This window comes from Streptomyces olivaceus (assembly GCF_000721235.1).
Lineage (GTDB): Bacteria > Actinomycetota > Actinomycetes > Streptomycetales > Streptomycetaceae > Streptomyces > Streptomyces olivaceus.
In genome coordinates this window covers 284253-306397 of the sequence record NZ_JOFH01000027.1, presented here as the reverse complement: position 1 = coordinate 306397, position 22145 = coordinate 284253, and the positions used below count along the sequence as shown (strand labels likewise).

Sequence of the window (22145 nt, the reverse complement as noted above, 5' to 3'; positions counted from 1 at the left end):
CCCGGCACCCGATTCCAAATACCCGGCGCCGCCCGCCCGGTACCCGATTCCGGATACCCGGTGCCGGATACCCGGTGCCGGACGCCCGGTGCCGGACGTCGGGTGCCGAGCACGGCGGACGTGCGCCCCCGTGGCTGCATACCGCCCGGGATTCCGCTTCCGCCCGCTTTCGCCGACCGCGTTCATCACGATGCGGCACCGACGACTCACACCAGGTCGCTGATCACTTGACTCCCAGCCGTCACACACGGTTTGCTCCGGCCAGGCGAGTTTCACCCGGTTGGCGCACTGACCCGCGGCTCCGGGACGCTCGTCCCGTTCCTCCTGCTCGGCTGCACAGCGAGGTGCCCCAACCCCCATGAGTACATCTCACCCGTCCACCCACTCCTTCAGACCTCTGCGCGCCGCGGCCTTCGCCGCGGCCGTCTGTCTGCTGGCCGCAGGCTGCTCCGTATTCGGCGGGGACGAGGACGGCTCGGCGGCAGACGCCGCGGGCGGGTCCGGATCCAACCGGATGAGGATCGTCATGGTCACCCACGGCGACGAGGGCGACGCCTTCTGGGACCGGGTCCGCAAGGGCGCGGAGGCGGCGGCCGCGAAGGACGGCGTCGACCTCACCTACGCGGGCGACGCCGACACCGCCGACCAGGCCGACCTGGTGCGCGACGCCGTCCGCGACAAGGTCGACGGCATCGCCGTGACGCTGGCCAAAACGCAGGCCATGAAGGCACCGGTGGCCGAGGCCAAGGCCGCCGGCATCCCCGTCGTCGGCCTCAACTCCGGCATGGACGCCTGGCGTGGGACCGGCCTGTTGACCTACTTCGGCCAGGACGAGAGCGTCGCCGGCCGCGCCGTCGGCGACAAGCTGAACTCCCTCAAGGCCAAGCACGCCCTGTGCGTCATCCACGAGCGGGGCAACGTCGCCGTGGAGGCACGCTGCGCCGGCGTGAAGAAGACCTTCGAGGGCGAGACAGAGATGCTCTACGTCGAGGGCAGCGACATGGAGGCCGTCCGCACGTCCGTCACCGCCCGGCTGAAGCAGGACAACAGCATCGACGAGGTGGTCATGAACGGCGCGGCGTTCGCCCTGACCGCGGTCGACTCGGTCGACGATGCGGGCAGCAAGGCGAAGGTGGCCACCTTCGACCTCAGCGAGGACCTGATCGCCGCCATCAAGCGCGGGGACATCCAGTTCGCCGTCGACCAGCAGCCGTACCTCCAGGGCTACCTCTCGGTGGACGCCCTGTGGCTGTACCGCACCAACGGCAACGTCAGCGGCGGCACCGAGGCCCCGGTCCTGACCGGGCCCGCGTTCGTGACCCGCGAGAACGCCGACGAGGTCGGCAAGTACGCTGCGGGAGGCACCCGGTGACCGGGCCCCGCGGCAGCCGACGCCGGCGCATATCCGCCCCCACCCACTGATCGCCTAGGACGACAATGCCTGCACGGAAGACACGGAAGAAGGGTGCCCGGCGCCGCCTCGGCTCCATACGTCTCTCCCTGATCCTCCTCGCGCTGGTTCCGGGCGTCACCCTCGCCGGGATGTGGAGCGTCACGACGATCCAGATGTTCTCGGAGGGACTGCAGCTGCGTGCCCAGACGCAGTTGAGCCGCGACACCGGCGCCATGGGCACCGAGGCCACCCTGGCCCTGCAGCAGGAGCGCAGCCTGTCGGCCGCGTGGCTGGCCGCGCCGGACGGCGACCGGACGGCACTGGACGAGCAGCGCGAGAAGACGGACGCGGCGGTCGCGCAACTGGTCGGCCAGTCCAACGCGATCGACCGCGCCCCCTCCCGTATCTCGGACCGGCTGTACTCGGTGCTCGGCTCGGTGACCAGCCTGGAGTACTACCGCAGCCAGGTGGACAACCCCACCGACATCACCTCCGAGCAGGCGCTCGACCAGTTCACCTCGATCGTCGACGACCAGATCCACGCCTTCCAGGAGCTCTCCCAGGTCGACGACGGCGACCTCACTTCGCAGGCGGGCCCGCTGGTCTCCCTGGAGCAGGCCGCCGAGCTGGCCTCCCAGGAGGACGCCCGGCTCACGCTGGCCTGGCCGTCCGACCGGATGGACGACGAGCAGTGGACGCGATTCACCCAGCTGGTGCACACCCGCCGCTGGCTGGTGCAGAGCCAGATCGTGCCCTCCCTGAGCGGCAGCGCGAAGACGCAGACCGAGCGGATCCTCGCGAGCGCCGAGTGGAAGTCGATGCAGGACGTCGAGGACCAGGTGCTCGCGGCCCGCACGGCGGGCGGGGAGAACCGGATCGACCTGCCCGACGCGCGGCAGCGCTGGGTCACCGCCTTCGAGAAGATCCGCGTCCAGTACGGCCAGCTCATCCGGCAGCAGACCGAGGGACTCCTCGACCGCAGCGCCGGTGAGGCCCGCGGCCTGCTGATCAAGGCCGGCATCCTCAGCGCGGGCGGCCTGGTGGCCCTGCTGCTCTGCGTCTTCATCTCCTGGCGCATCACCCGTTCGCTCTCCCGGCGCCTGCGCGGGCTGCGGCTGGCCACGCTCGGCCTGGCCGAGGAGCGGCTGCCCGACGTGGTGGCCCGGCTGGAGCGGGGCGAGAAGGTCGACGTGGAGTCGGCGACGCCGCCGCTGGACTACGGGCACGACGAACTCGGCCAGGTCGCGCAGGCGTTCAACACGGCCCAGCGCACCGCCGTGCACACCGCGGTCGAACTGGCCGACACCCGGCGCGGCTTCCAGAAGGTGATCCTGGGCATCGCCCGGCAGAGCCAGAACCTCGTCAACATGCAGCTCGGCAAGCTGGACGCGCTGGAACGCGAGCACACCGACCCCGAGATCCTCAAGGGGCTGTACGAACTGGACTCCACGGCGAGCCAGTTGCGCCGCTACGAGGAAAACCTCGTCATCATCAGCGGCGAGCAGCCCCGGCGCACCTGGCGCGAGCCCGTCTCGCTGGTCGACATCCTGCGCAGCGCCGTCGGCGAGGTCGCCGAGTACCAGCGCGTGGAGCTGCACGCCGACGAGGAGGTCGGCCTCGCCCCGCCCGCGGTGGCGGACGTGATCCACCTGCTCGCCGAGCTGATCGACAACGCGACCGCGTACTCCCCCGCCCCCAACCCGGTCGGTGTGCGGGCGGCGCTGGTGGCCAAGGGTCTGGCGATCGAGATCGAGGACCGCGGGCTCGGCATGTCGGAGGAGGACTACGCCTCCTTCAACGAACAGCTGGCGGTGGCGCCGCAGTTCGACGTGGTGGCCCTCGCCGACGACCTGCGGCTCGGCATGTTCGTGGTGGCACGCCTCGCGCACCGGCACGGCGTCACCGTCACGCTGCGCCCGTCGCCGTACGGCGGGACCACGGCGATCGTGCTGATCCCGTACGAGATCGTGGTCCGTGACGTGACCGGCGGGAGCGGGTCCGGCGACGGGAGGGGGATACCCGCGGTGCCCACGTCCGACATGGCGGACCCGGCCGGCTCGGCCCGCCCGTCCGTCTCCTCCGCCGCCTCCGCCGCCTCCCCGTCTTCGGGTCCCTCCGGCTCCCTCGGCTCCCCCGGATCCCCCGGCTCCTCCGGTGACTTCGCCGTGACCGCGGCAGTCGGCGGAGCCGGACGGACGGCCTCGCCCGCCGGGCCGGCGTCGAACGGCGCTGCTCCCGCGCAACGGCCCGTACGGCCGCCGCGGCCGCTCCCCGTGAGCCGGTCCGCGCCGGCCGCCGACTCCGCCGAGCGGGGCGGTCTGGCGCCGCTGCCCCGGAGGGTGCCGCAGACCAGCCTCGCCGCCGAACTGCGCGACGAGGACCTCGGCGGCCGGGGCGGCAGGAACGGTTCGTCCGACGACTGGGCCGACTTCACGGCCGAGCGCGCCGCCTCCTCCCTCGCCGGTTTCCAGCGCGGCTCGCTGCGGGCCCAGACCGACGACGACGCGCACGACGGCACGGACGACGGCATGAACGGCACCCACTTCGGCCCCGACCCCGCCGGGCCTCCGGCCCACCCCGGCCACGACGCCGGCCCCGACCACGGCGCCGGCCCCACCCCCGGCGACCACTCCGCCTCCGACGGCCAGGTTTTCTCCTCAGCCGCCCCCTCGACTCCCCCTGCCGACCGCCGATCGCCGACGAAGGACAGCCGATGACCCGACCCTCCCCCGCCACGCACACCGAGCTGGATCAATTGCTCACCGGACTCGTGGAGCGGGTCGCCGACGTGAACCAGGCGGTGGTGCTCTCCGAGGACGGACTGGTCGTCAGCAAGTCCACCGGGTTCCTGCGGGACGACGCGGAGCGGCTGGCGGCGACCGCCTCGGGGCTGATGAGTCTGAGCAAGGGCGTCAGCATGGACTTCCGCGGCGGCCCGGTCCGCCAGGCGCTCATCGAGATGGCCAACAGCTACCTGATCCTCACCTCCGCCGGCCCCGGCGCGCACCTGGTCGTGCTCACCGGGCCGAACGCCGACGTCGGCGTCGTGGCGTACCAGATGAACATGCTGGTGAAGAAGATCGGCGAGCACCTGAGCGCGGCACCGCGGGCCACCGCCGGCCCCGGCGAGTGACGTGACCGGAGGCGACGCGGGGGGCCGGCTCGTACGGCCGTTCACCCTGACCGGCGGCCGGACCCGGCCCAGCCGCGCCGACTTCACGCTCATCACGACGGTGACCGCGTGCGATCCGCAGCCCGACCGGGCCGCGCGTCCGCAGCCCGAGCACCTGCGGATCCTGCGGCTGTGCGCCAGGCCGGTGGCCGTGGCGGAGGTCGCGGCCCGCCTCGACCTGCCGGTGAGCGTGGTCGTGATCCTGCTCTCGGACCTGGTGGAGGCGGACCGGATCACGGCCCGGCCGCCGCACCCGGTCAACCTCGCCACACCGGACCTGGACCTGCTGCAGAAAGTGAGGGACGGCCTTGGCCGGCTCTGACCGCGCCGCTCCGGCGCCCACGGCATCCCCCCGCCCCACCGCGCGCTCCGCCGCGCCGGATGCCGTCAAGATCCTCATCGCCGGGGGCTTCGGCGTCGGCAAGACCACCATGGTCGGGTCGGTGAGCGAGATCGCCCCGCTGCGTACCGAGGAGCCGCTGACCGCGGCGGGACTCGACATCGACGATCTCGCCGGCATCGAGGAGAAGCGGGCCACGACCGTGGCCCTGGACTTCGGGCGGATCACCATCACCCGGGACCTGGTGCTGTACCTGTTCGGCACGCCCGGACAGCAGCGGTTCTGGTTCATGTGGAACGACCTGGCGATCGGGGCGCTCGGGGCGGTGGTCCTGGTCGACGTCCGCAGGCCCGAGTCGAGTTTCGCCGCGATCGACTTCTTCGAGCGGCGGGGCATCCCCTTCGTCGTCGGCGTCAACGGCTTCCACGGCCGCCACCCGTACCCGGCCGCGGAGATCCGCGAGGCGCTCGCGCTGCCGGACCACGTCCAGGTGCTGCTGTGCGACGCGCGGGAGCGGACCTCCAGCCGGGACGTGCTCATCGCCCTGATCGACCAGCTGATCGACGCCGCGACCGGGGCCGCGGCGTCGTAACGGGCGTCTGGCGTCAAGAGACGTCGGCGAACGTCAGGAGACGCCGCCGAACGTCGGGAGGGTGCCGGAACGCGTCAGGAGAGACCCGCGGACTTGAGCCACTCCTTGGCCACGTCCAGCGGGTCCTTCTTGTCCAGCTGGACCTGGGCGTCCAGGTCGAGGAGCGTCTCCGTGTCCAGCTTGGCGGAGACCGCGTTGAGCGCGGCGACGCCCTCGTCGGACAGCCCCTCCTTGGTGACCAGCGGAGTCACGTTGGCGTGGCCGAAGAGGTTCTCCGAGTCCTTCAGGACGACGAACTTCTCCTTGACGATGGTCGGGTCGGTGGTGAAGAGGTCCGCCGCCTGCACGTCGTTCTTGGTCAGCGCCGACTGGGTCAGCGGGCCGCCCGCGTCGAGCGCCTTGAAGGACTTGAACTTCAGGCCGTAGACCGACTCCAGCCCCTTGAGCCCCTGCTGCCGGGTCTGGAACTCCGGCGAGCCGCCGATCACCAGGTCCGGTGCGGCGTCCTTGAGGTCGGCGAGGGTCGACTCGGCGGTGAGGCCGTGCTTCTTCGCGGTCTCGGCGTTGACGGTCACCGAGTCCTTGTTCTCGGCCGGCGAGGACTCGAGGAGCGTGAGCTTCTTGTCGAGCTTGCCCTTCACCGCCTCGTTGACGGCGTCGGCGGACCCCTGCTCGGCCTTGGGGTCGAGGTAGGCGAGGAGCGAGCCGTTGTACTCCGGCAGCACTGTGACGGAGCCGTTCTTCATCAGGCCGTACGTCGTCTCCCGGCTGCCTATGTTGTGCTTGTAGGTGACCTTGAGGCCCTTGGCCTTGAGCGCCTCGCCGTAGATGTCGGCGAGCAGGGTGCTCTCGGCGAAGTTGTTCGAACCGACGACGACGGTGCCCGCCTCCGCCTTGTCGCCCGCAAGCGGGTTGTCGGAGGTGTCTTCGGAGTCGGAGGAACAGCCCGCGAGCAGCGCCGCCGCAGCGGTGAGCGCGACGGCCGCCGCGCCGGTGTGCCTGGTCCTGGACCTGCTGCTCTTCGTGCTAGAAGTCATCCACCGATCCAAACGATCCGGCTGTACGACAGTCAAGAACGGCCTGGTTACGGTTTGCCCCACTCGCTCCCAGCCGCCACCGCTGCCACCGCCGCCACCGCTCCCGCCCGCCCCGGCGTCAGCGCCTGCGCACCCCCGGCGAGACGGCCAGCCGCCCGGCCGCCCAGAAGACGGCGAGGGTGACGAGTGCCAGGACGGCCACCAGCGAGGCGCCGCCGACCACCTTCTCGTAGTTGCGCTGGTAGAGCCCGTCGATGATGTAGCGCCCGATCCCGCCGAGGCTGACGTAGGCGGCGATGGTCGCCGTGGAGACGACCTGGATGGCCGCCGAGCGCAGTCCGCTCAGGACGAGCGGGAGGGCGACGGGCAGTTCGACGCGGAAGAGGATGCTCGACTCGTGCATGCCCATGCCCCGGGCGGCGTCCACCGGCGAGGGGTCGACGGAGCGGACCGCCTCGTAGGTGGTGACCAGGATGGGCGGGATCGCGAGCACGACGAGCGGCACCATCACGGGCAGCAGGCCGATGCCGACGACGACGGCGATCAGTACCAGCAGGCCGAAGCTGGGCAGGGCGCGGGCGGCGGTGGCGACGAAGGCGACGGCGTTGCCGCCGCGCCCGGTGTGCCCGGTCAGCAGCCCGACGGGCAGCCCGACGGCCGCCGCGAGGCCGAGCGCCATCAGCGTGTACTGGACGTGTTCCAGCAGGCGCTGCGGGATGCCGTCGTAGCCGTGCCAGTGGGCGCTGTCGCTGAAGAAGGCGTTGACGAAGTTGAGGACGTTCACCGGGTCGCCGCCTCCTGCGGTTCGGGCCGCTCCGCGGCCTGCTTCGGGCGGCGCCCGCCCCCGCCGCGCGGCATCCACGGCGTCAGCAGGTTGCGGACCAGGACGAGCAGTGCGTCGCACAGGACGGCCAGTACGGCGGTGGTGAGGACGGAGTTGACCGCCAGCTCGGGCCGGCCGTACTTCTGGGCGTCCGCGAGCAGGTTGCCGAGGGCGCCCTGGTTGCCGATGAGGGCGCCGACGCTGACCAGGGAGATGCTCGCCGACACGGCGACCCGCAGCCCGGCGAGGATCGCGGGCACGGCGATCGGCAGCTGCACCTGGAGGTAGCGGCGTACGGGTCCGAAGCCCATGGCGGTGGACGCGGCCAGCGTCTCCTCGGGCACCGACCGCACACCGTCGACGATCGCCGGGACGAGGACGACCAGGCTGTAGACGGCCAGCGGGATCATCACGGTCAGCTCGGTCTGGCCGGTGTAGTCGATGAGGACGACGAAGACGGCCAGCGAGGGGACGGCGTAGAAGACGGTGGTCACGCCGAGCACCGGCGGGTACAGCCAGCGGAAGCGCACGCAGAGCTGGGCGACGGGCAGCGCGGCCAGCAGGCCGACGAGCACCGGCAGCAGTGCCTCGCGCAGGTGCAGGCCGATCAGGCCGAAGTACGTGTTGTCGAGGTCGCTCGGGATGTCGAAGAAGCCGTTCACGGCGCGACCTTCGTCACGTCGGCGGGACCGTCGGCCGCCGCGTCGCCGGTGCGCTCCCCGGCCCGCGTGCCGGCGGTGCTCCCCGTGCCGTGGGCCGCACGGATGGCCTCGCCGATGGTCGCCTGCGAGGCGACGCCGGTCACCCGGCCCTCGGCGTCGACCGCGACCGCCCAGCCGGTGGGCGACAGGACGGCGCAGTCGAGGGCGGCGCGCAGCGAGTCGGTGCCGGCCACGAACGGCCGCCCGTACGGCAGCAGCGCGTCGGCGGTGATCTCGCCGGCCCGCAGCTCCCGCGGCTCGGCCCAGCCCAGCGGGCGGTCGTCCGCGTCGGTCACCAGCAGGTAGGGCGCGCCGGGCGCGGTGAGCTGCTCGGCGGTGGCGTCCACCCGTACGACGGGGCCGGTGGCCAGCTCCAGGCCGGTGGACGGGAAGAAGGACAGCCCCCGGATGCCGCGGTCGGCGCCGAGGAAGTCCTCGACGAACGCGTCGGCGGGGTCGGAGAGCAGCTCGGCGGGCGGCGCGAACTGGGCGAGGTGGCCGCCGGTGCGCATCACCGCGACCATGGTGCCCAGTTTGATGGCCTCGTCGATGTCGTGCGTGACGAAGACGATGGTCTTGCCCAGCTCGTCCTGGATGCGCAGCAGCTCGTCCTGGAGCCCCTTGCGGACGACGGGGTCCACGGCGGAGAACGGCTCGTCCATGAGCAGGACGGGCGGGTCGGCGGCGAGCGCCCGGGCCACGCCGACGCGCTGCTGCTGGCCGCCGGAGAGCTGGTACGGGTACCGCTTGCCGAGGGAGGAGTCGAGGCCGACCCGCTCCATCAGCTCCGCGGCCCGCTCCCGGGACTTCTGCTTGCCCCAGCCGGTCATGCGGGGCACGGTGGCGATGTTGTCGAGGATCGTCCGGTGCTGGAAGAGCCCGGCGTTCTGGATGACGTAGCCCATCGACCGGCGCAGGGTGGTGACGGGCTGCTGCTGGAGGTCCTCGCCGTCCAGCAGGATCGTTCCCTCGGAGGGCTCGACCATCCTGTTGATCATTCTCAGGGTGGTCGTCTTGCCGCAGCCCGAGGGACCGACGAGGACCGTGATGGCGCGGTCGGGTATCTCCAGGGACAGCCGGTCGACCGCCACCGTCCCGTCCGCATAGCGTTTGGTGACTGATTCCATGCGTATCAAAACGCCGAATACCCTTCGGGTCTGGCAGAAGCTGCCCGCTCCGGCCGCGGTCGGTGGGGCCGTCGCCGGTCGAGTGTAGACGGCGGATCTGCGGGGCCCTTCGGTTCGGGGCGACTTCTTCCCGCCGACCGGGGGTTCACACCGGTGCCGCGGTGTGCTCCTTTCCGGCCGCGGGCCCGGGGCCGGGGGCCGCCCCCGCGACCGGCAGCCCGGGGGTGCGCAGCACCCGGCGGCCGGCGTCCACGGCGAAGACCTCGCAGCCCTCGCGGGCGGCGGCCCACGCGACGCCCTCGGTGCCCATCGCGAAGGCCGCCGTGGCGACCGCGTCCGCCTCGGTGAGGGTCGGGGCCACGACGGTGACGGCGAGCAGCCCGGTCGCCGGGCGGCCGGTGCGGCCGTCGACGATGTGGTCGCCGCGTTCGTAGCGGGCGGAGGTCGCGACCGCCCCGTCGGCGACCTCCAGGACGGTGCACAGCCGGTCGGCGTGCTCGGGGTGGCGTACGCCGACCCGCCAGGGCCCGCCGGCGGCGACCACGTCACCGCCGGCGTTGAGGCAGAAGCCGCGGGCCCCGGCCGCGCGCAGCGACTCGGCCGCCCGCTGCACCGACCAGCCCTTGACCACCGCGCAGGGGTCCAGGCCCCGGCCCGGCAGCCGGACGTCGAAGGCGCCGCCGGTGGCGGCCCGGTACTCCTCGCACAGGTCGAGCACCTCCCGCAGCTGGGCGCTCGGCCGGGGCACTTCGCCGCGGTCGAGGCGGCTCACCTCGCTGTCGGGCCGGAACGGGCTGAAGCGCGCGTCGACCTCCCGCAGCCACGCGAAGACACCGTCCACGGCCGCCTCGGGGACGCCGCCGGGGCCCACGGGATCGTCGAGGCGGAGGGAGACCGGGAAGCCCATGACGTGCTCGACGCGCCGCACGTCAGGCACCGGCGCCCTGTGCGGCCTGCGCGTCGATGGCGGCCTGCAGGGACTCGCGGTAGCCGTCGCTGGTGATCGTGGCGCCGGAGACGGTGTCCACGTCGGCGCTCTGCGCGTCGAGCGTCTCCTCGATCAGCCGGGGCACGGCGGCCGTGGTCTGCGGGTGGTCGGGCTGCTGGAGCATGCGTACGGCCGTGATCCGCCGCTCCTCGAAGGTGACCTCCACCTGGACGGGGCCCTTCTCGGTGCCGACGACGGGACCGGCGGCGACGGTGGAACCGCCGGACGGCGCGGCGGGGGCGACCGACGCCTCCGACGAGGCGGCCGGGGCGGTCACGGCCTCGGGGGACGGGGCGTAGCGCCAGACCGGTACGAGACCGGCGATGCTCAGGACCAGCACGGGCAGTGCGCGCTTCACGGTGCGGGGTTCCTCTCGGCGGGGCGGCGGGACAGGGCGGCGGGCGATGGCGAACCGGGGTACGACGGCGGGTCGGAGCGCGGCGGCGGACCGGGGTACGACGGCGGGACGGGGCGCGGCGGCGGACCGGGGTACGACGGCGGACCGGGGTACGACGGCGGACCGGGGCGGGGCGGGGTCGTCCGGCGGGGCGGGGTCAACCGGCGAGGCTGAAGCGTTCGGCGTGGATCTGCGCCTTGGGCACGCCCAGTTCGCGCAGGGTGGCGAGGACCGCGGTGGTCATGCCGGGCGGGCCGCAGACGTAGACGTCCCGGTCGGCGACGTCGGGGACGAGGGCGGCGAGGCCGCGCGGGCCGAGCCGGTCGGGGACGGCGGGCCCGGTGACCAGGTGCAGTTCCGCGCCCTTGGCGTGCGCGAGGTCGCGCAGTTCGTCGTGGAGGACGGCGTCGCGGTCGGTGGCGACGCGGTACACCAGCACGGCGTGTCCGGGCAGTTCCTCCAGGAGGGCCCGGATCGGGGTGACGCCGACGCCCCCGGCGACCAGCAGGGTGTCGGGGCGGGTGCGGTGCAGGGCGGTGAAGGCGCCGTAGGGGCCCTCGGCGAAGACGCGGGTGCCGGGCTCGATGCGGCGCAGGGCGGCGGTGCCGTCGCCCGCGGTCTTGACGGTGAGGCGGAGCTGCCGGCCGTCGGGGGCCATGGAGAGCGAGAAGGGGTTCGCCTGCCACCAGCGGTCGCGGGTCAGGAAGCGCCAGAGGAAGAACTGCCCGGCCCGCGCGGGCAGCCGGTCCAGGTCGCGGCCGGTGAGGTAGACGGAGACGACGTGGTCGTTCTCGGGGACGACGGCGGTGACGCGCAGCCGGTGGCGCAGGTTGCGCCACAGCGGCAGGACGACCCGGCCGGCCAGCACCGCGCCGAGGGCCGCGCCCCACAGGGTGTACCAGTACGCCGTCGCGGCGGGCGAGGAGGTGAACGACGTCCCGGCGGCGACCTGGTGGGTGAAGGCGAGGACCACCGCGACGTAGGTGTACAGGTGGAGGAAGTGCCAGGTCTCGTACGCCATCCTGCGCCGGGCGGCGCGCGCCGACACCGCTCCCACGACGACGAGGAGGGCCAGCTCGACCAGCGCGCGCAGCACGCCCTCGACGGTCTCGGCGAGGTCGACGAGCTGGTTGAGCGGGTCCATGCCGGACGAGCGGCCGTAGCCGAAGGTGATGAAGACGACGTGGGCGAGGAGCGTCCACAGGACGGCGAAGCCGGTCCAGCGGTGCCAGGAGGTCAGCCGGTCCATGCCGATCCGCCGGTCGAACCAGGGCAGGCGGGCCACCAGGACCAGTTGGAAGGCCATGAGCAGGGCCCCGTAGAGGCCGGTGAGGCGGCCGAGGACGACGAGCGTGTTGGCGGCGAACCCCGCCTGCGCGAAGAGGACGGCCACGGCGACGGCGTTGGCGGCGAGGATCGCGTACAGGCCGGTCCGGGCCACGGCCCTGGGACGCAGGGCCGGTGCGGGCGGCGGCGGGCGGTGGGGGGCGCTCGGGACTGTGGTCACGGCACCGAGCTTCACCCGGCCGGCCTGTCGTTTTCCTGTCGGGCGACTTTCAAGTAGTTATCGATCACGGAACGGCCGTACCCGCGGTATGGGGCGCGGGCGGCCGGTGGCGCAGTATGAGCGGGTGGAGAAAGTACGACTGCTCGTGGTGGACGACGACCCGCCCATCGCCGATCTCGTGGCCACCGTCGCCCGCTACGAGGGCTGGGAGGCGGTCACCGCCAACTCCGGCGAGCAGGCGCTGCGGCTGGCCGGCGACTTCCGGCCGGACATCGTGGTGCTCGACCTGATGCTGCCGGACGTCGACGGTTTCGGCGTCCTGGACCGGCTGCGCCGCTCGGGCACGATGGTGCCGGTGGTGTTCCTGACGGCGCGCGACGGGGTGGCCGACCGGGTGGCGGGGCTGACCCGGGGCGGCGACGACTACCTGGTCAAACCGTTCGCCGTGGAGGAGCTGATGGCCCGGCTGCGGACCGTGCTGCGGCGCAGCGCCGGGCCCGGTTTCCAGCGGTCGGTGCTGCGGGTGGCGGACCTGACCATGGACGAGGACACCCGCGAGGTGCGCCGGGGCGAGCGGCGGCTGTCGCTGACCCCGACCGAGTACGAGGTGCTGCGCTACCTGATGCGCAAGTCGCCGACCGTGCTGACCAAGGCGCAGATCCTCGACCACGTGTGGGAGTACGGCTTCGGCGGCCGGTCCAACGTCGTGGAGCTGGTCGTCAGCCGGCTGCGCCGCAAGCTGGACGAGACCGCGCCGGACGCCGACGGGGCGGAGCCGCTGATCCAGACGGTGCGGGGCTTCGGCTACGCGCTGCGCCGGGCGGCCCGGTGATCCGGCGGCTCTGGCGCGCCTACCGCGGGCTGCGGCTCGGTACCCGGCTCGCACTGGGCCTCGGGGTGCTGTCGCTGGTGGTGTTCGCGGTCGTCGGCACGGTGCTGACGGCGTACATGCGGGACTACCTGGAGCGGCAGCTCGCCGACCAGATGAAGCTGGTGCAGGTCGTGCAGTCCAAGGACGCGGCGGCGCACGGCACGGTGCAGCGCAAGCCGTACTACGGCTGGTACACCGCCGTGTACGACGTCTCCGGCGGCTCGGCGGACCTGCGCACGCCCGCCGAGGTGCCGGCGGACAGCCGCTCCCTGACCGAGCTGGCCCGGACGATGGCCCGCTCCGAGAAGGACATCACCCGCACCGTGCGGATCGGCGGGCACGGCCCGTACCTGCTGCGGGCCTGCGAGGTGGAGCCCGGCGTGGTGCTGGTCAGCGCCGCGCCCATGGGGGACGTCGAGGACACCGTGGACCAGCTGGTGACGGTGCAGGTGATCGTCTTCGGGCTGGCGCTGGCGGCCCTGGTGGTGTTCGGGCGGCGGATGCTGCGGCGCGGTCTGAAGCCGCTGAGCGACATGGCGAGCACGGCGCACGGCATCGCCTCGCACGACCTGACCGAGTCGGCCGCCCGGCTGCCGCTGCGGGCCGACGGCCGCGACGGCGGGCAGGAGGTGGCGGAGCTGCGGACCGCCTTCAACACCATGCTGGAGCACATCGACGCGTCGCTCGCGGTCCGCGCGGAGGCCGAGCAGCGCCTGCGCCGGTTCGTCGCCGACGCCTCCCACGAACTGCGCACACCGCTGATGTCGGTACGGGGCTACGCCGACCTCTTCCAGTACGCGGCGGCCAACGAACCCGCCGAACGGGAGCGGCACCTGGCCCGCCTGCGCGCCGAGGCGGCCCGGATGGGCGGGCTCCTGGACGACCTGCTGCTGCTCGCCCGGCTGGACGCGGACGAGGTGGAGGCGCCGCTGCGCCGGGAGGACACGGACCTCACGGAGCTGGTGCGGCAGGCCGCCGACGCCTTCCGCGCCGGGCATCCCGGGCATCCGCTGACGCTGCGGACCGGGCCGGCGGCGGTGCGGGCGCACCTGGACCCGCAGCGCGTCCGGCAGGTGCTCGACAACCTGCTCACCAACGCGGCGGTGCACACCCCGCCCGGCACCGCGGTCTCGGTCACACTCTCCGGCACGCCCGAGGCAGCCCGGGTGTCGGTGGCCGACACGGGTCCGGGCATCCCGGCGGCGGACCGGGAGCGGATCTTCGACCGTTTCTACCGCGTCGACAAGGCCCGCAGCCGCGACCGCGGCGGCAGCGGCCTGGGCCTGTCCGTCGCGGCCTCCCTGGTGCGGGCGCACGGCGGCACGGTCGAACTGACCGGCGAACCGGGCGCCACGGTCTTCACCGTCACCCTCCCGGCCACCGGCCACTGAGCGCTTCGCGACGCGTGGAGACCGGATCGGACCCTCCGGTGGCCGCCTGCGACCGTTCCCCTCTGTGTTCGTCCCCGTTTCCGGGGATATCCGCGCCCCCTGGCGGAAAGGATCGATCCGTCAGAAGACTCCGCCAAGGGGTCGGTGGCGACGTGCACGGGGCGGGGGCGCGGGTGCGCAGCGGCGGTCAGGAGTCGCACAACGAGCTGAGCGGGACGGTGCACGGACCCGTCGTACAGGCGGGGTCCGTGCACGGCGGCATCCACTTCGGTCACACCGGTCCGCGAGGCCCCGAGCGGACTCCTTGGCAGCTGCCCCCTCTCCTGAAGGTGATCGACCGCTCGCGTGAACTGGCGGCGCTGGAACGGCACCGGGCGCGCGCCGCACGGGACGACCGGCCGGTCCTGGCCGCGCTGAGCGGGCTCGGCGGTGTCGGCAAGACCACTCTCGCGCTGAGCTGGCTGCACGCCCTGCGTTCCGGCTTCCCGGACGGCCAGCTCCACGCGGACCTCGGGGCGCAGGCGTCCGACGGGCCGGCCCATCCGGCGGAGGTGCTCGCCCGCTTCCTGCGCGCCCTGGGCGTCTCCGCCCAGCAACTCCCCGCACGGCCGGCCGAACGGACGGCGCTGTACCGGTCGCTGACCGCGAACCGGCGGCTGGTGGTCCTGCTCGACGACGCGGTGACCGCGGCCCAGGTGCGTCCGTTGCTGCCGGCGGGCGGCAGCGTGACCGCGGTGACCAGCCGCAGGAGGCTTCCGGGGCTGACCGTCGACGGCTGCCGTCCCGTCCATCTGGAGCCGCTGGCCCCCGAGGCGGCCGTCGACCTGCTCGCGGACACCCTGTCGGACGACCGGGTGAGCGAGCAGCCCGACGACGCCCGCACCCTGGTCGAGCTGTGCGCCGGGCTGCCGCTGGCCGTCCGGGTCGCCGGTGCCCGCCTCGCGGCGCGTCCCGGGCGGCCGATCAGCACGATGGTCCGCGCCCTGGGCGAGGAACGACGGCGACTGGAGGCACTGGCCATCGACGGCGACCACGACGTCCTGGCGACGCTGGACGTGTCCTACCGGGCACTGCCCGCACCGGCCGCCCGGCTCTACCGGCTGCTGGGGCTGCACCCGGGCCGGGAGTTCGACGGCTCGGTGGCCGCCGCCCTGCTGGCCGCGGACGGAGGGGACGGAGGAGGCGGTGCGGACGGAGGAGGCGGTGCGGACGGACGAGATGGTGCAGACGGACGAGATGGTGCGGACGGAGGAGGCGTTGCGGGCCGTGGCGCGGAGGACGCGGCCGCCCTGCTCGAAGCGCTGCACGACGCGAGTCTGCTGGTGGAGGCGGCCGGAGAACGGCACCGCTTCCACGACCTCGTCCGGCTGCACGCCGCCGCGAAGGCCGCCGAGGACGAGCCGCCGGACGCGCGGGCGCGGGCGCTGCGGCGCATCGCCGACCACTGTCTGGCGAGCGCCACCCGCGCCGAGGAGATTCTGGACCCCCAGCACCGGACCATGCCCCGGGACTACGGTCCGGGGCCCGTGGTCGTGGCGGAGGTGGGCCCCGGCCCGGAAGCCGCCCTGGACTGGCTGGAGCGGGAGTTGCCGACCCTGATGGCTGTGCTCCAGCAGGCGCCCGCCGCCGGGTTCCCCACGGTCTGCTGGCAGCTCGCCGACGCCCTGTGGCCGCTCTTCCTGCGGCGGAAGTTCTACCCCGAGTGGACCGCCTCGCACCGGGCGGGGCTGGCGGCGGCGCAGGCGCTGGGGGACACGGCGGCCGAGTGCCGGATGCTCACGTCGGGCGGGGTCGGGGAACTGGGCTCCGGGAGCCCCGGCCGCGCACTGGAGATGTTCGAGCGGGCCGCGCGCCTCTTCCTCGCGGCCGGCGACGGGCGGGGGCACGCCCGCACTCTCAACTACCGGGGGCTCGCCCTCCAGCGGCTCGGGCAGCCGCGGAGCGCCGCGGACCTCTTCCGGCGTGCCGCCGCCGAGCTGCCGGCCCACGGGGACCGGCGGGCGGGCGCACTGGCCGGCCTCAACCTCGCCGACCTCGCGCTGGACGAGGGGCGGGCCGAGGAGGCGCTCCGTCATGCCGGTGCGGCCCGGGGCGCGCTGGCCGCCTCGGGCGACACGTACAACGCCGCGCGCGCCGCCACCTGCCTGGGGCGCGCGCACCTCGCGCTGGGCCGGCTCGAAGCAGCGGAGGAGCAGTTGTCCGAGGCCCTGGCCGCCCTGCGCGCGCCGTCGGCGTACGAGGCCGCCCGCGCGCTCGGAGCCCTGGCCGAGGTCTCCGAGCGGCACGGGCGGCGGCAACTCGCCGCGGACCGCTGCCGCGAGGCGCTGGATCTCTACGCCTCGGCGGGCCGGTCGGGCTCGGCGGGCGCCGAGGCGCTTCGCGAACGGCTCGAACGGCTCGACCGGCTCGAACGGCTGGAAGGCGATGCCTCCGGGCGGTAGGCCGACCGTGGTCCGGCCCCCGCACGGCCCGGAGACAGACTGCCGACCGCAGGCTCCAGAGCCGCGACGGCCGCCCCCAGTTCCGTCCCCGGCACCCCCGCCACCAGGCACGAGTGGGCCAGCGAGGCGAGCCGGTCCCAGGTGCCCCGCGCACGCCCCGGCCCGCGGACCTCGAACACGGACACGGCCACGGCCACGGGTCCGACGGCAGCCGCCGCCGCTCCCCCCGCTCCCGCCCGCAGCCAGCAGCGGCCTCCGCTGTGCACCGCCACCACCAGGGCGCCGGGGCAGGAGTAGGCGAGCCGGGCGGTCCACCGGGCACCGGCGCCGGGCGCGATCAGCACGTCGCCGAGGATCGCCCATCCGGTCGGCGCGGAGCACCGCACCCTGACGTGCTCATCCACGGTCAGCGCCCCGGACACCGGGTCGACCAGCACGGTCCGCACCCGGTGGACCGCACCGCCGTCGGCACGGTCCGCCGTCAGGGCGGTCGCCGTCAGAGAGGCCACGGCGAGCGGCATCACCGCGACACCCCCGCGCCGGGGTCGTCGTAGCGCACCGTCAGGGGCAGGCCCGCGGGTTCCGCGACGGGCCCGCGGACGGCGGGGGCGCGCAGGCGCAGCTTGCGGTAGAGCAGCGCACGCATCCGGCGTGCGAACCGGCCGGGTTCCGAGGTGATCCGGGCCGCGACCCGCTCGTACCGCTGCGCACGCCGGAGCACGGAGCTCCGTTTGAGCTGCTGCCACACCGGGCGGTCCTCGCGCAGCCGCGGTGCGAAGGACATCAGCTCGGCCATCGGCGAGCCGGGGTCCACGGCCGCGTCCGAGCGGCCGGCCATCAGCACCGGCGCTCCGGTCATCGCGCCGTAGAGCGAGACCGATCCGTGGTCGCCCACGATGTGGTCGGCGGCGACCACCGCCCCGGTCCAGTCGGCGTGCGGGCTGACCAGGATCAGGCCCGCGCGCACCAGTTCGGCGAGCCAGGCGCGGACCTGCCAGTGGCCGTGGGCGTTCCAGACGTGCGGGTGCAGGAGCGCGGCGGTCCGGTACTCGTCCTTGGGCAGTTCGGCGACCAGGCGCTCCAGTGTGCTCCAGCCGTGTCCCAGCAGCGAGTCGGGCCCCCAGGTGGAGCAGGCGAGGACCAGCCGCAGGCGGCCCCTGACGCCCAGTGCCTCCCGGTACAGGGCCCGCAGGGGCAGGCTGGCGGCGACACGGTCGAAACACGGATCGCCCACCACCTCCGCGGCCGGCACCGCCTCCGGGCAGTCCTGCCCGAGCCGGGTCAGCTCCTCCTGGTGGGCCAGCACGATCGCCTCGGGCACCACCGCGCCGTCCCGCATCAGGCGCTGCCTGCTGAGCCCGTAGGCACCCCGGTGCGCCGCCGGGCGGTCCCCCGGCACGGCGTGGACGACCTTGTTGTGCCCGGCGCCGTGCGGCAGTACCACCACCGGCGTCTGCAGGTCGTGCAGGTTTCCGTGGCCGGCGGCCAGCGCGAGGTCGAAGCGGGTCAACACCGCCTGGTTCCAGGGCAGTACGAGACCGCCCAGCCGTTCGAGAAAGGCCTCCACCCCGTTGCTGAACACGTCGGGCGCCTGGGTGAAGAAGGTCTGCACCCGGTTGTCGCCCTCCAACAGGCGTATCGCGTCGAGCAGTCGCTGGCCCGTGACGACGGTGTGCACCACGACCAGGAGCCTGCGGCGGCTCCGGTGCGTGGCCCAGCGGTCGACGTCCATGCGCACCGGCACGTGCCGCGCGTGCGGCTCCGGCACTGTCAGACTCATGTTGAGATCCCCCGGTCCTTCCCTGCGGTCTGCGTGGTCTGCACGGCTGTTCCGTGCGGCCGCGCCGCCGCGCGGCCGATGGGAGGGGGATGCCCGGAGGGCTGGACGGCGGGCTTGCAGGAATCCTGCACTCCTGTGGCAGTCCCCCGGCGGCCGGTGTCCGTGCGCCCCGTCGCTGCCCCCGTGCGCCCGCGATCCCACCCCTGACGCCCCGGTGCGACCGTAGAACAGTGGTTCGTGTCACACCTGCGCCAAGACCGTGGTACGCAGCGCACCCATCGGGGGAGACGGTGGACCTTCTCGTTCTGGGACCTCTCGAGCTCTGGCACGACCAGCGGCAGCACGCACTCGGATCGCTGAAGGAGCGCTGTGTACTGGCGGTGCTGCTGCACGCGCGCGGCGAGCCGGTCACGGTGGACACGCTGATGGACCGGGTCTGGGACGGTGAGCCACCGCCGACCGCCGTGGACACGCTGCACACGTACCTGTCCAGGCTCCGCCGTCGGCTGCGCCGCGCGGTCGGCGACGACCTGGCACAGGTGCGCCGGCACTCCTCCCGGGCGTACCAACTGCGCGCCGATCCCGGCGACATCGACCTGCTGCGCTTCAACCGGCTGCGCTCGCAGGCCGTTGCCGCCGCCGGCCGGGACCGCGAAGTCGCCGTCGGGCTGCTGCGCGCCGCCGAGGCTCAGTGGCACGGTGAGCCGCTGGCCGAGTTCGCCGACAACTCCTGGGCCCAGTCGACGCGGGCACGGCTGGCCGAGGACCACCGCCGGGTGCGCGAGGAGCGGATACGCCTGGAGATGGAACTGGGCCGCCACGCGGACCTCCTGGGTGAACTGCAGGAGCTCGCCTCGCAGAACCCGTTCGCGCAGCGGGTGATCGGCTCGCTGATGCTGGCGCTGTACCGTTCGGGCCGCCACGACGAGGCCCTGACCGTCTTCCGGGACACCCGTACGCGCCTGCACCGCAGCCAGGGCATCGAGCCGACCGCGGAGTTGCAGCAGCTCCATCTGCGGATGCTGGAGCAGGACCACGACCTCCTGCGGACCGGCGCCGCCGGCACCGACACCCCGCCCGTCCCGGCGGCTCTCGCCGTCTCAGCGGCCCCGGCGGAGTCCCTCAACTGCCTGCCGCGCGACATCCCGGACTTCGTCGGACGGTCGGGCGAGCTGCGCATCCTCCTCGCCGGGACCGGGACCCGAGCCGGCGGCGGCCGAGAGGCGACGGGCGGCGGTGCCGGCACGGCACTCCCGGTCACCGTCATCCACGGCATGCCCGGCATCGGCAAGACGGCTCTCGCGGTACACGCGGCACACCAACTGGCCCCGGTCTACCCGGACGCCCAGTTCTACGTCGACCTGCGCGGCCACAGCGGTCAGCAACCGCTGGACCCGTCCGACGCCCTGGCCGTCCTGCTGCACACCGCCGGGTGCGACGGCACGCTGCCGGCCACCCTGGACGAGCGCGCCGCCAAGTGGCGCGAGTGGACCGCGCGGCGCCGTGCGCTGCTCGTCCTGGACAACGTACGGGACGCCGCCCAGGTCGCCCCGCTGCTCCCCGGCTCCCCCGCCTGCCGGGTCCTGGTGACGACGCGGAACCGGCTCGCCGGGCTGGACGGGGCGGCTCCGCTGCTCCTGGACACGCTGTCGGGGCAGGAGGCGGAGTCCCTCTTCACCCGCGTCGCCGGTGCCTCCCGGGTGGCCGCCGACCCGGAGAACCTGCGGCGGATCGCGGCCGCCTGCGCATGCCACCCGCTGGCCCTCCAGGTCCTGGCCAGCCGCTTCCGCCACCGGGGCGCGTGGGACCTGCGGCACCTGTTCGACCGGCTGCGGCACGCCAGCCGCCCGCTCCAGGAGTTCGACTCGCTGATCAGCGCCGTGTTCAGGTTCTCCTACGCCGAACTCGACGCACCCGCACAGGAGTTGTTCCGCCTGCTGGCCCTCCACCCCGGCCCGGACCTGGCGCTGCCCGCCGCCACCGCGCTCACCGGCGCCGAGGACCCCGCGCTGCTGGAGCAGTGCGTCGAGGAACTGCTCGACGCCAGCCTCCTGGAGGAGCCGGTGCTCGGCCGCTACCGCCTGCACGACCTCACCCGCTCGTACGCCGCCCAGGTGGGCCTGGACACGGACACCGAACGGACCCGAACCGCCGCGACCGGCCGCCTCGCCCACCACTACTTGGCCACGGCCCACCGAGCAGACCTACTCATCCGCCCGCACCGCCGCGCGTTCCCCCTTCCACCACCCCGGCAGACCACCGCCTCCGTCCCCGCCCTCTCCGACGCCGACGAGGCCTCGGTGTGGCTGACCGTGGAACGCGCCAACCTCACGGCGGTCGCGCGCATGGCGGCCGACCGGCACCCGCAGTACGCGGCGCTGTTCCCGCGGGTCCTGGCCGGCCCCCTCAAGCTCTGGGGTGCGTGGGGCGACGCCTCACGGCTGTTCGAGGCGGCACTGCCCGTGCTGCGCGGGTCCGGCGACCGCGCCCTGCTCGCCCGCACCCTGACGGACCGCGCGGATCTCCTGGCGCAGCGCAACCACGGCGAGGCCCTGGACTGCGCGACCGAGGCCCTCGCGATCCACGAGGAGCTGCACGACGAGCACGGCAGGGCCGACGCTCTGTTCCAGTCCGGCCGGGCCCGGCTCGCGGCGGGCCACGGCGAGAGCGCGCTGCCCGTCCTGGAGGAGGCGCGGGCGCTGTACCGCACGGTCGGCGACCCTGCCGGGGAGGCCGACTGCCTCAACGTGCAGGGGGCTGCCCTGTCCTATCTGGGACGGTACGACCAGGCGCTCGAGAAGGTCGAGCGGATGGGGACGATCCACGAGAGCCTGCACGACCTCCACGGACTGGCGCGGGCCCAGAACAACCGCGGTGAGCTGCACTTCCTCCAGGGCCGCTACGCGGACGCGCGCGCCTGCTACGAGGAATCTCTGGTATGGATGCGACGGTACGGCGGCCGCACGGACGTGGCGACCGTGTCGACGAACCTCGGGGCGGTGCACCAGGCGATGGGCCGCACCGACGAGGCGCTCACCCACTTCCGGCGCACCCTCGCCGTTCACCGCGCCAGCGGCGACAGCCTGGGAGAGGCCGACGCGCTGATCCTCGCGGGGCGGGCCTACGCAGAGTCGGGGCGCCGGGGCGAGGCCCTCCTCCACTTCGCGATGGCGGAACGCGTCGCCGCCGACATCGACAACCCGTACGAGACGATTCGCGCGTCCCTCGGGGCAGCGGACGTCCAGCGCGAGTCGGGGCGGCTCGATCTGGCGTCACAGGGCTACGAGCGGGCTCTGGAGGTGGCGGAACGGATTCACTACGCTCTCGGTTCCGCCCAGGCGCTGGCGGGACTGGCCCGGACAACGGTCCTGTCCCGGCGCACCGTAGGCCTCGCCGAGACCTACGGTGAGCGGGCCGCCGCCCGCTACCGCGCCCTGGGCGCGGAGACGGAGGCGGCGGAACTGCTCCGGTTCCTGGCGGGACACCGTCCCGCCGGTCCCCGCCGTCCCGCTTCGGGGACCGGCACGGGCGGGGTCACCAGATCCAGCGGAACAACTCCCAGTCGAAGGAACCGGCGTCCATGAG

At 73.8% G+C, this 22145-nt stretch carries 18 protein-coding genes; 9 read left to right on the top strand and 9 right to left on the bottom strand.

Features of this window, described 5'->3' with window-relative positions; translation table 11 throughout:
• The first annotated feature begins 358 nt into the window (after window positions 1-358).
• The 5 genes from IG94_RS0127855 (at window position 359) to IG94_RS0127835 (ending at window position 5497) form a co-directional block, all read left to right on the top strand.
• Window positions 359-1372 (top strand): substrate-binding domain-containing protein, encoded by a 1014-nt coding sequence (locus IG94_RS0127855; RefSeq protein ID WP_031043029.1) that lies wholly within the window; start codon window positions 359-361, stop codon window positions 1370-1372.
• Between the two features lie 65 nt (window positions 1373-1437).
• Complete coding sequence (locus IG94_RS0127850) at window positions 1438-4110, top strand: sensor histidine kinase (RefSeq protein WP_031043026.1); 2673 nt, start codon at window positions 1438-1440, stop codon at window positions 4108-4110.
• Window positions 4107-4526 (top strand): roadblock/LC7 domain-containing protein, encoded by a 420-nt coding sequence (locus IG94_RS0127845; protein ID WP_003972853.1) that lies wholly within the window; start codon window positions 4107-4109, stop codon window positions 4524-4526. Before IG94_RS0127850 ends, IG94_RS0127845 begins: the two co-directional genes overlap by 4 nt.
• A 1-nt stretch (window position 4527) precedes the next feature.
• A complete protein-coding gene (locus tag IG94_RS0127840; RefSeq protein WP_031043024.1) occupies window positions 4528-4887 on the top strand; it encodes a DUF742 domain-containing protein in 360 nt (119 codons plus the stop codon).
• Complete coding sequence (locus IG94_RS0127835) at window positions 4874-5497, top strand: GTP-binding protein (protein ID WP_031043022.1); 624 nt, start codon at window positions 4874-4876, stop codon at window positions 5495-5497. Before IG94_RS0127840 ends, IG94_RS0127835 begins: the two co-directional genes overlap by 14 nt.
• A gap of 74 nt (window positions 5498-5571) precedes the next feature.
• On the opposite strand, the gene IG94_RS0127830 is transcribed toward IG94_RS0127835, so the two are convergent.
• From IG94_RS0127830 to IG94_RS0127800, 7 genes are all read right to left on the bottom strand, one after another.
• A complete protein-coding gene (locus IG94_RS0127830; RefSeq protein WP_031043019.1) occupies window positions 5572-6534 on the bottom strand; it encodes an ABC transporter substrate-binding protein in 963 nt (320 codons plus the stop codon).
• Between the two features lie 118 nt (window positions 6535-6652).
• Window positions 6653-7318 (bottom strand): ABC transporter permease, encoded by a 666-nt coding sequence (locus tag IG94_RS0127825; RefSeq protein WP_031043016.1) that lies wholly within the window; start codon window positions 7316-7318, stop codon window positions 6653-6655.
• Complete coding sequence (locus IG94_RS0127820; RefSeq protein WP_031043013.1) at window positions 7315-8019, bottom strand: ABC transporter permease; 705 nt, start codon at window positions 8017-8019, stop codon at window positions 7315-7317. The genes IG94_RS0127825 and IG94_RS0127820 overlap by 4 nt, the downstream gene beginning before the upstream one ends.
• The gene (locus tag IG94_RS0127815; protein WP_078892451.1) at window positions 8016-9194 is read right to left on the bottom strand and encodes an ABC transporter ATP-binding protein; all 1179 of its coding nucleotides are present in this window, start codon (window positions 9192-9194) and stop codon (window positions 8016-8018) included. The genes IG94_RS0127820 and IG94_RS0127815 overlap by 4 nt, the downstream gene beginning before the upstream one ends.
• A 136-nt stretch (window positions 9195-9330) precedes the next feature.
• On the bottom strand, window positions 9331-10113 hold the full coding sequence (locus IG94_RS0127810; RefSeq protein ID WP_052410887.1) for an FAD:protein FMN transferase: 783 nt from the start codon (window positions 10111-10113) through the stop codon (window positions 9331-9333).
• Window position 10114: 1 nt separating this feature from the next.
• Window positions 10115-10531 (bottom strand): FMN-binding protein, encoded by a 417-nt coding sequence (locus tag IG94_RS0127805; RefSeq protein ID WP_031043005.1) that lies wholly within the window; start codon window positions 10529-10531, stop codon window positions 10115-10117.
• Window positions 10532-10727: 196 nt separating this feature from the next.
• On the bottom strand, window positions 10728-12077 hold the full coding sequence (locus IG94_RS0127800; RefSeq protein ID WP_031043002.1) for a ferredoxin reductase family protein: 1350 nt from the start codon (window positions 12075-12077) through the stop codon (window positions 10728-10730).
• Between the two features lie 88 nt (window positions 12078-12165).
• On the opposite strand from IG94_RS0127800, the gene IG94_RS0127795 reads away from it, so the two are divergent.
• From IG94_RS0127795 to IG94_RS0127785, 3 genes are all read left to right on the top strand, one after another.
• Window positions 12166-12909 (top strand): response regulator transcription factor, encoded by a 744-nt coding sequence (locus tag IG94_RS0127795; RefSeq protein WP_031043000.1) that lies wholly within the window; start codon window positions 12166-12168, stop codon window positions 12907-12909.
• Window positions 12906-14339 carry a sensor histidine kinase gene (locus IG94_RS0127790; RefSeq protein WP_031042997.1) on the top strand — a complete coding sequence of 478 codons (1434 nt, stop codon included), beginning with the start codon at window positions 12906-12908 and terminating at the stop codon, window positions 14337-14339. Before IG94_RS0127795 ends, IG94_RS0127790 begins: the two co-directional genes overlap by 4 nt.
• A 152-nt stretch (window positions 14340-14491) precedes the next feature.
• Window positions 14492-16780 carry a tetratricopeptide repeat protein gene (locus tag IG94_RS0127785; protein WP_043484667.1) on the top strand — a complete coding sequence of 763 codons (2289 nt, stop codon included), beginning with the start codon at window positions 14492-14494 and terminating at the stop codon, window positions 16778-16780.
• Here the strand turns inward: IG94_RS0127785 and IG94_RS0127780 are convergent.
• Window positions 16672-17289: a hypothetical protein gene (locus IG94_RS0127780; protein ID WP_157852325.1), complete on the bottom strand. Its 618-nt coding sequence runs from the start codon at window positions 17287-17289 to the stop codon at window positions 16672-16674. The two genes, IG94_RS0127785 and IG94_RS0127780, sit on opposite strands and share 109 nt — an antisense overlap.
• Before the next feature lie 11 nt (window positions 17290-17300).
• Window positions 17301-18560 (bottom strand): hypothetical protein, encoded by a 1260-nt coding sequence (locus tag IG94_RS0127775; RefSeq protein ID WP_031042990.1) that lies wholly within the window; start codon window positions 18558-18560, stop codon window positions 17301-17303.
• 290 nt (window positions 18561-18850) lie between these two features.
• Here IG94_RS0127775 and IG94_RS0127770 point away from each other — a divergent pair, with 290 nt between their 5' ends.
• Window positions 18851-22144, top strand: coding sequence for an AfsR/SARP family transcriptional regulator (locus IG94_RS0127770; protein WP_063763412.1), 3294 nt, complete (start codon window positions 18851-18853; stop codon window positions 22142-22144).
• Window position 22145: the final 1 nt, after the last annotated feature.

Bases quoted from the DNA above. Each gene is read 5' to 3' on its own strand.
- IG94_RS0127855 (WP_031043029.1), top strand. From the start codon at position 359: ATGAGTACATCTCACCCGTCCACCCACTCCTTCAGACCTCTGCGCGCC.
- IG94_RS0127830 (WP_031043019.1), bottom strand. From the start codon at position 6,534: ATGACTTCTAGCACGAAGAGCAGCAGGTCCAGGACCAGGCACACCGGC.
- IG94_RS0127850 (WP_031043026.1), top strand. From the start codon at position 1,438: ATGCCTGCACGGAAGACACGGAAGAAGGGTGCCCGGCGCCGCCTCGGC.
- IG94_RS0127795 (WP_031043000.1), top strand. From the start codon at position 12,166: ATGGGGCGCGGGCGGCCGGTGGCGCAGTATGAGCGGGTGGAGAAAGTA.
- IG94_RS0127845 (WP_003972853.1), top strand. From the start codon at position 4,107: ATGACCCGACCCTCCCCCGCCACGCACACCGAGCTGGATCAATTGCTC.
- IG94_RS0127775 (WP_031042990.1), bottom strand. From the start codon at position 18,560: ATGAGTCTGACAGTGCCGGAGCCGCACGCGCGGCACGTGCCGGTGCGC.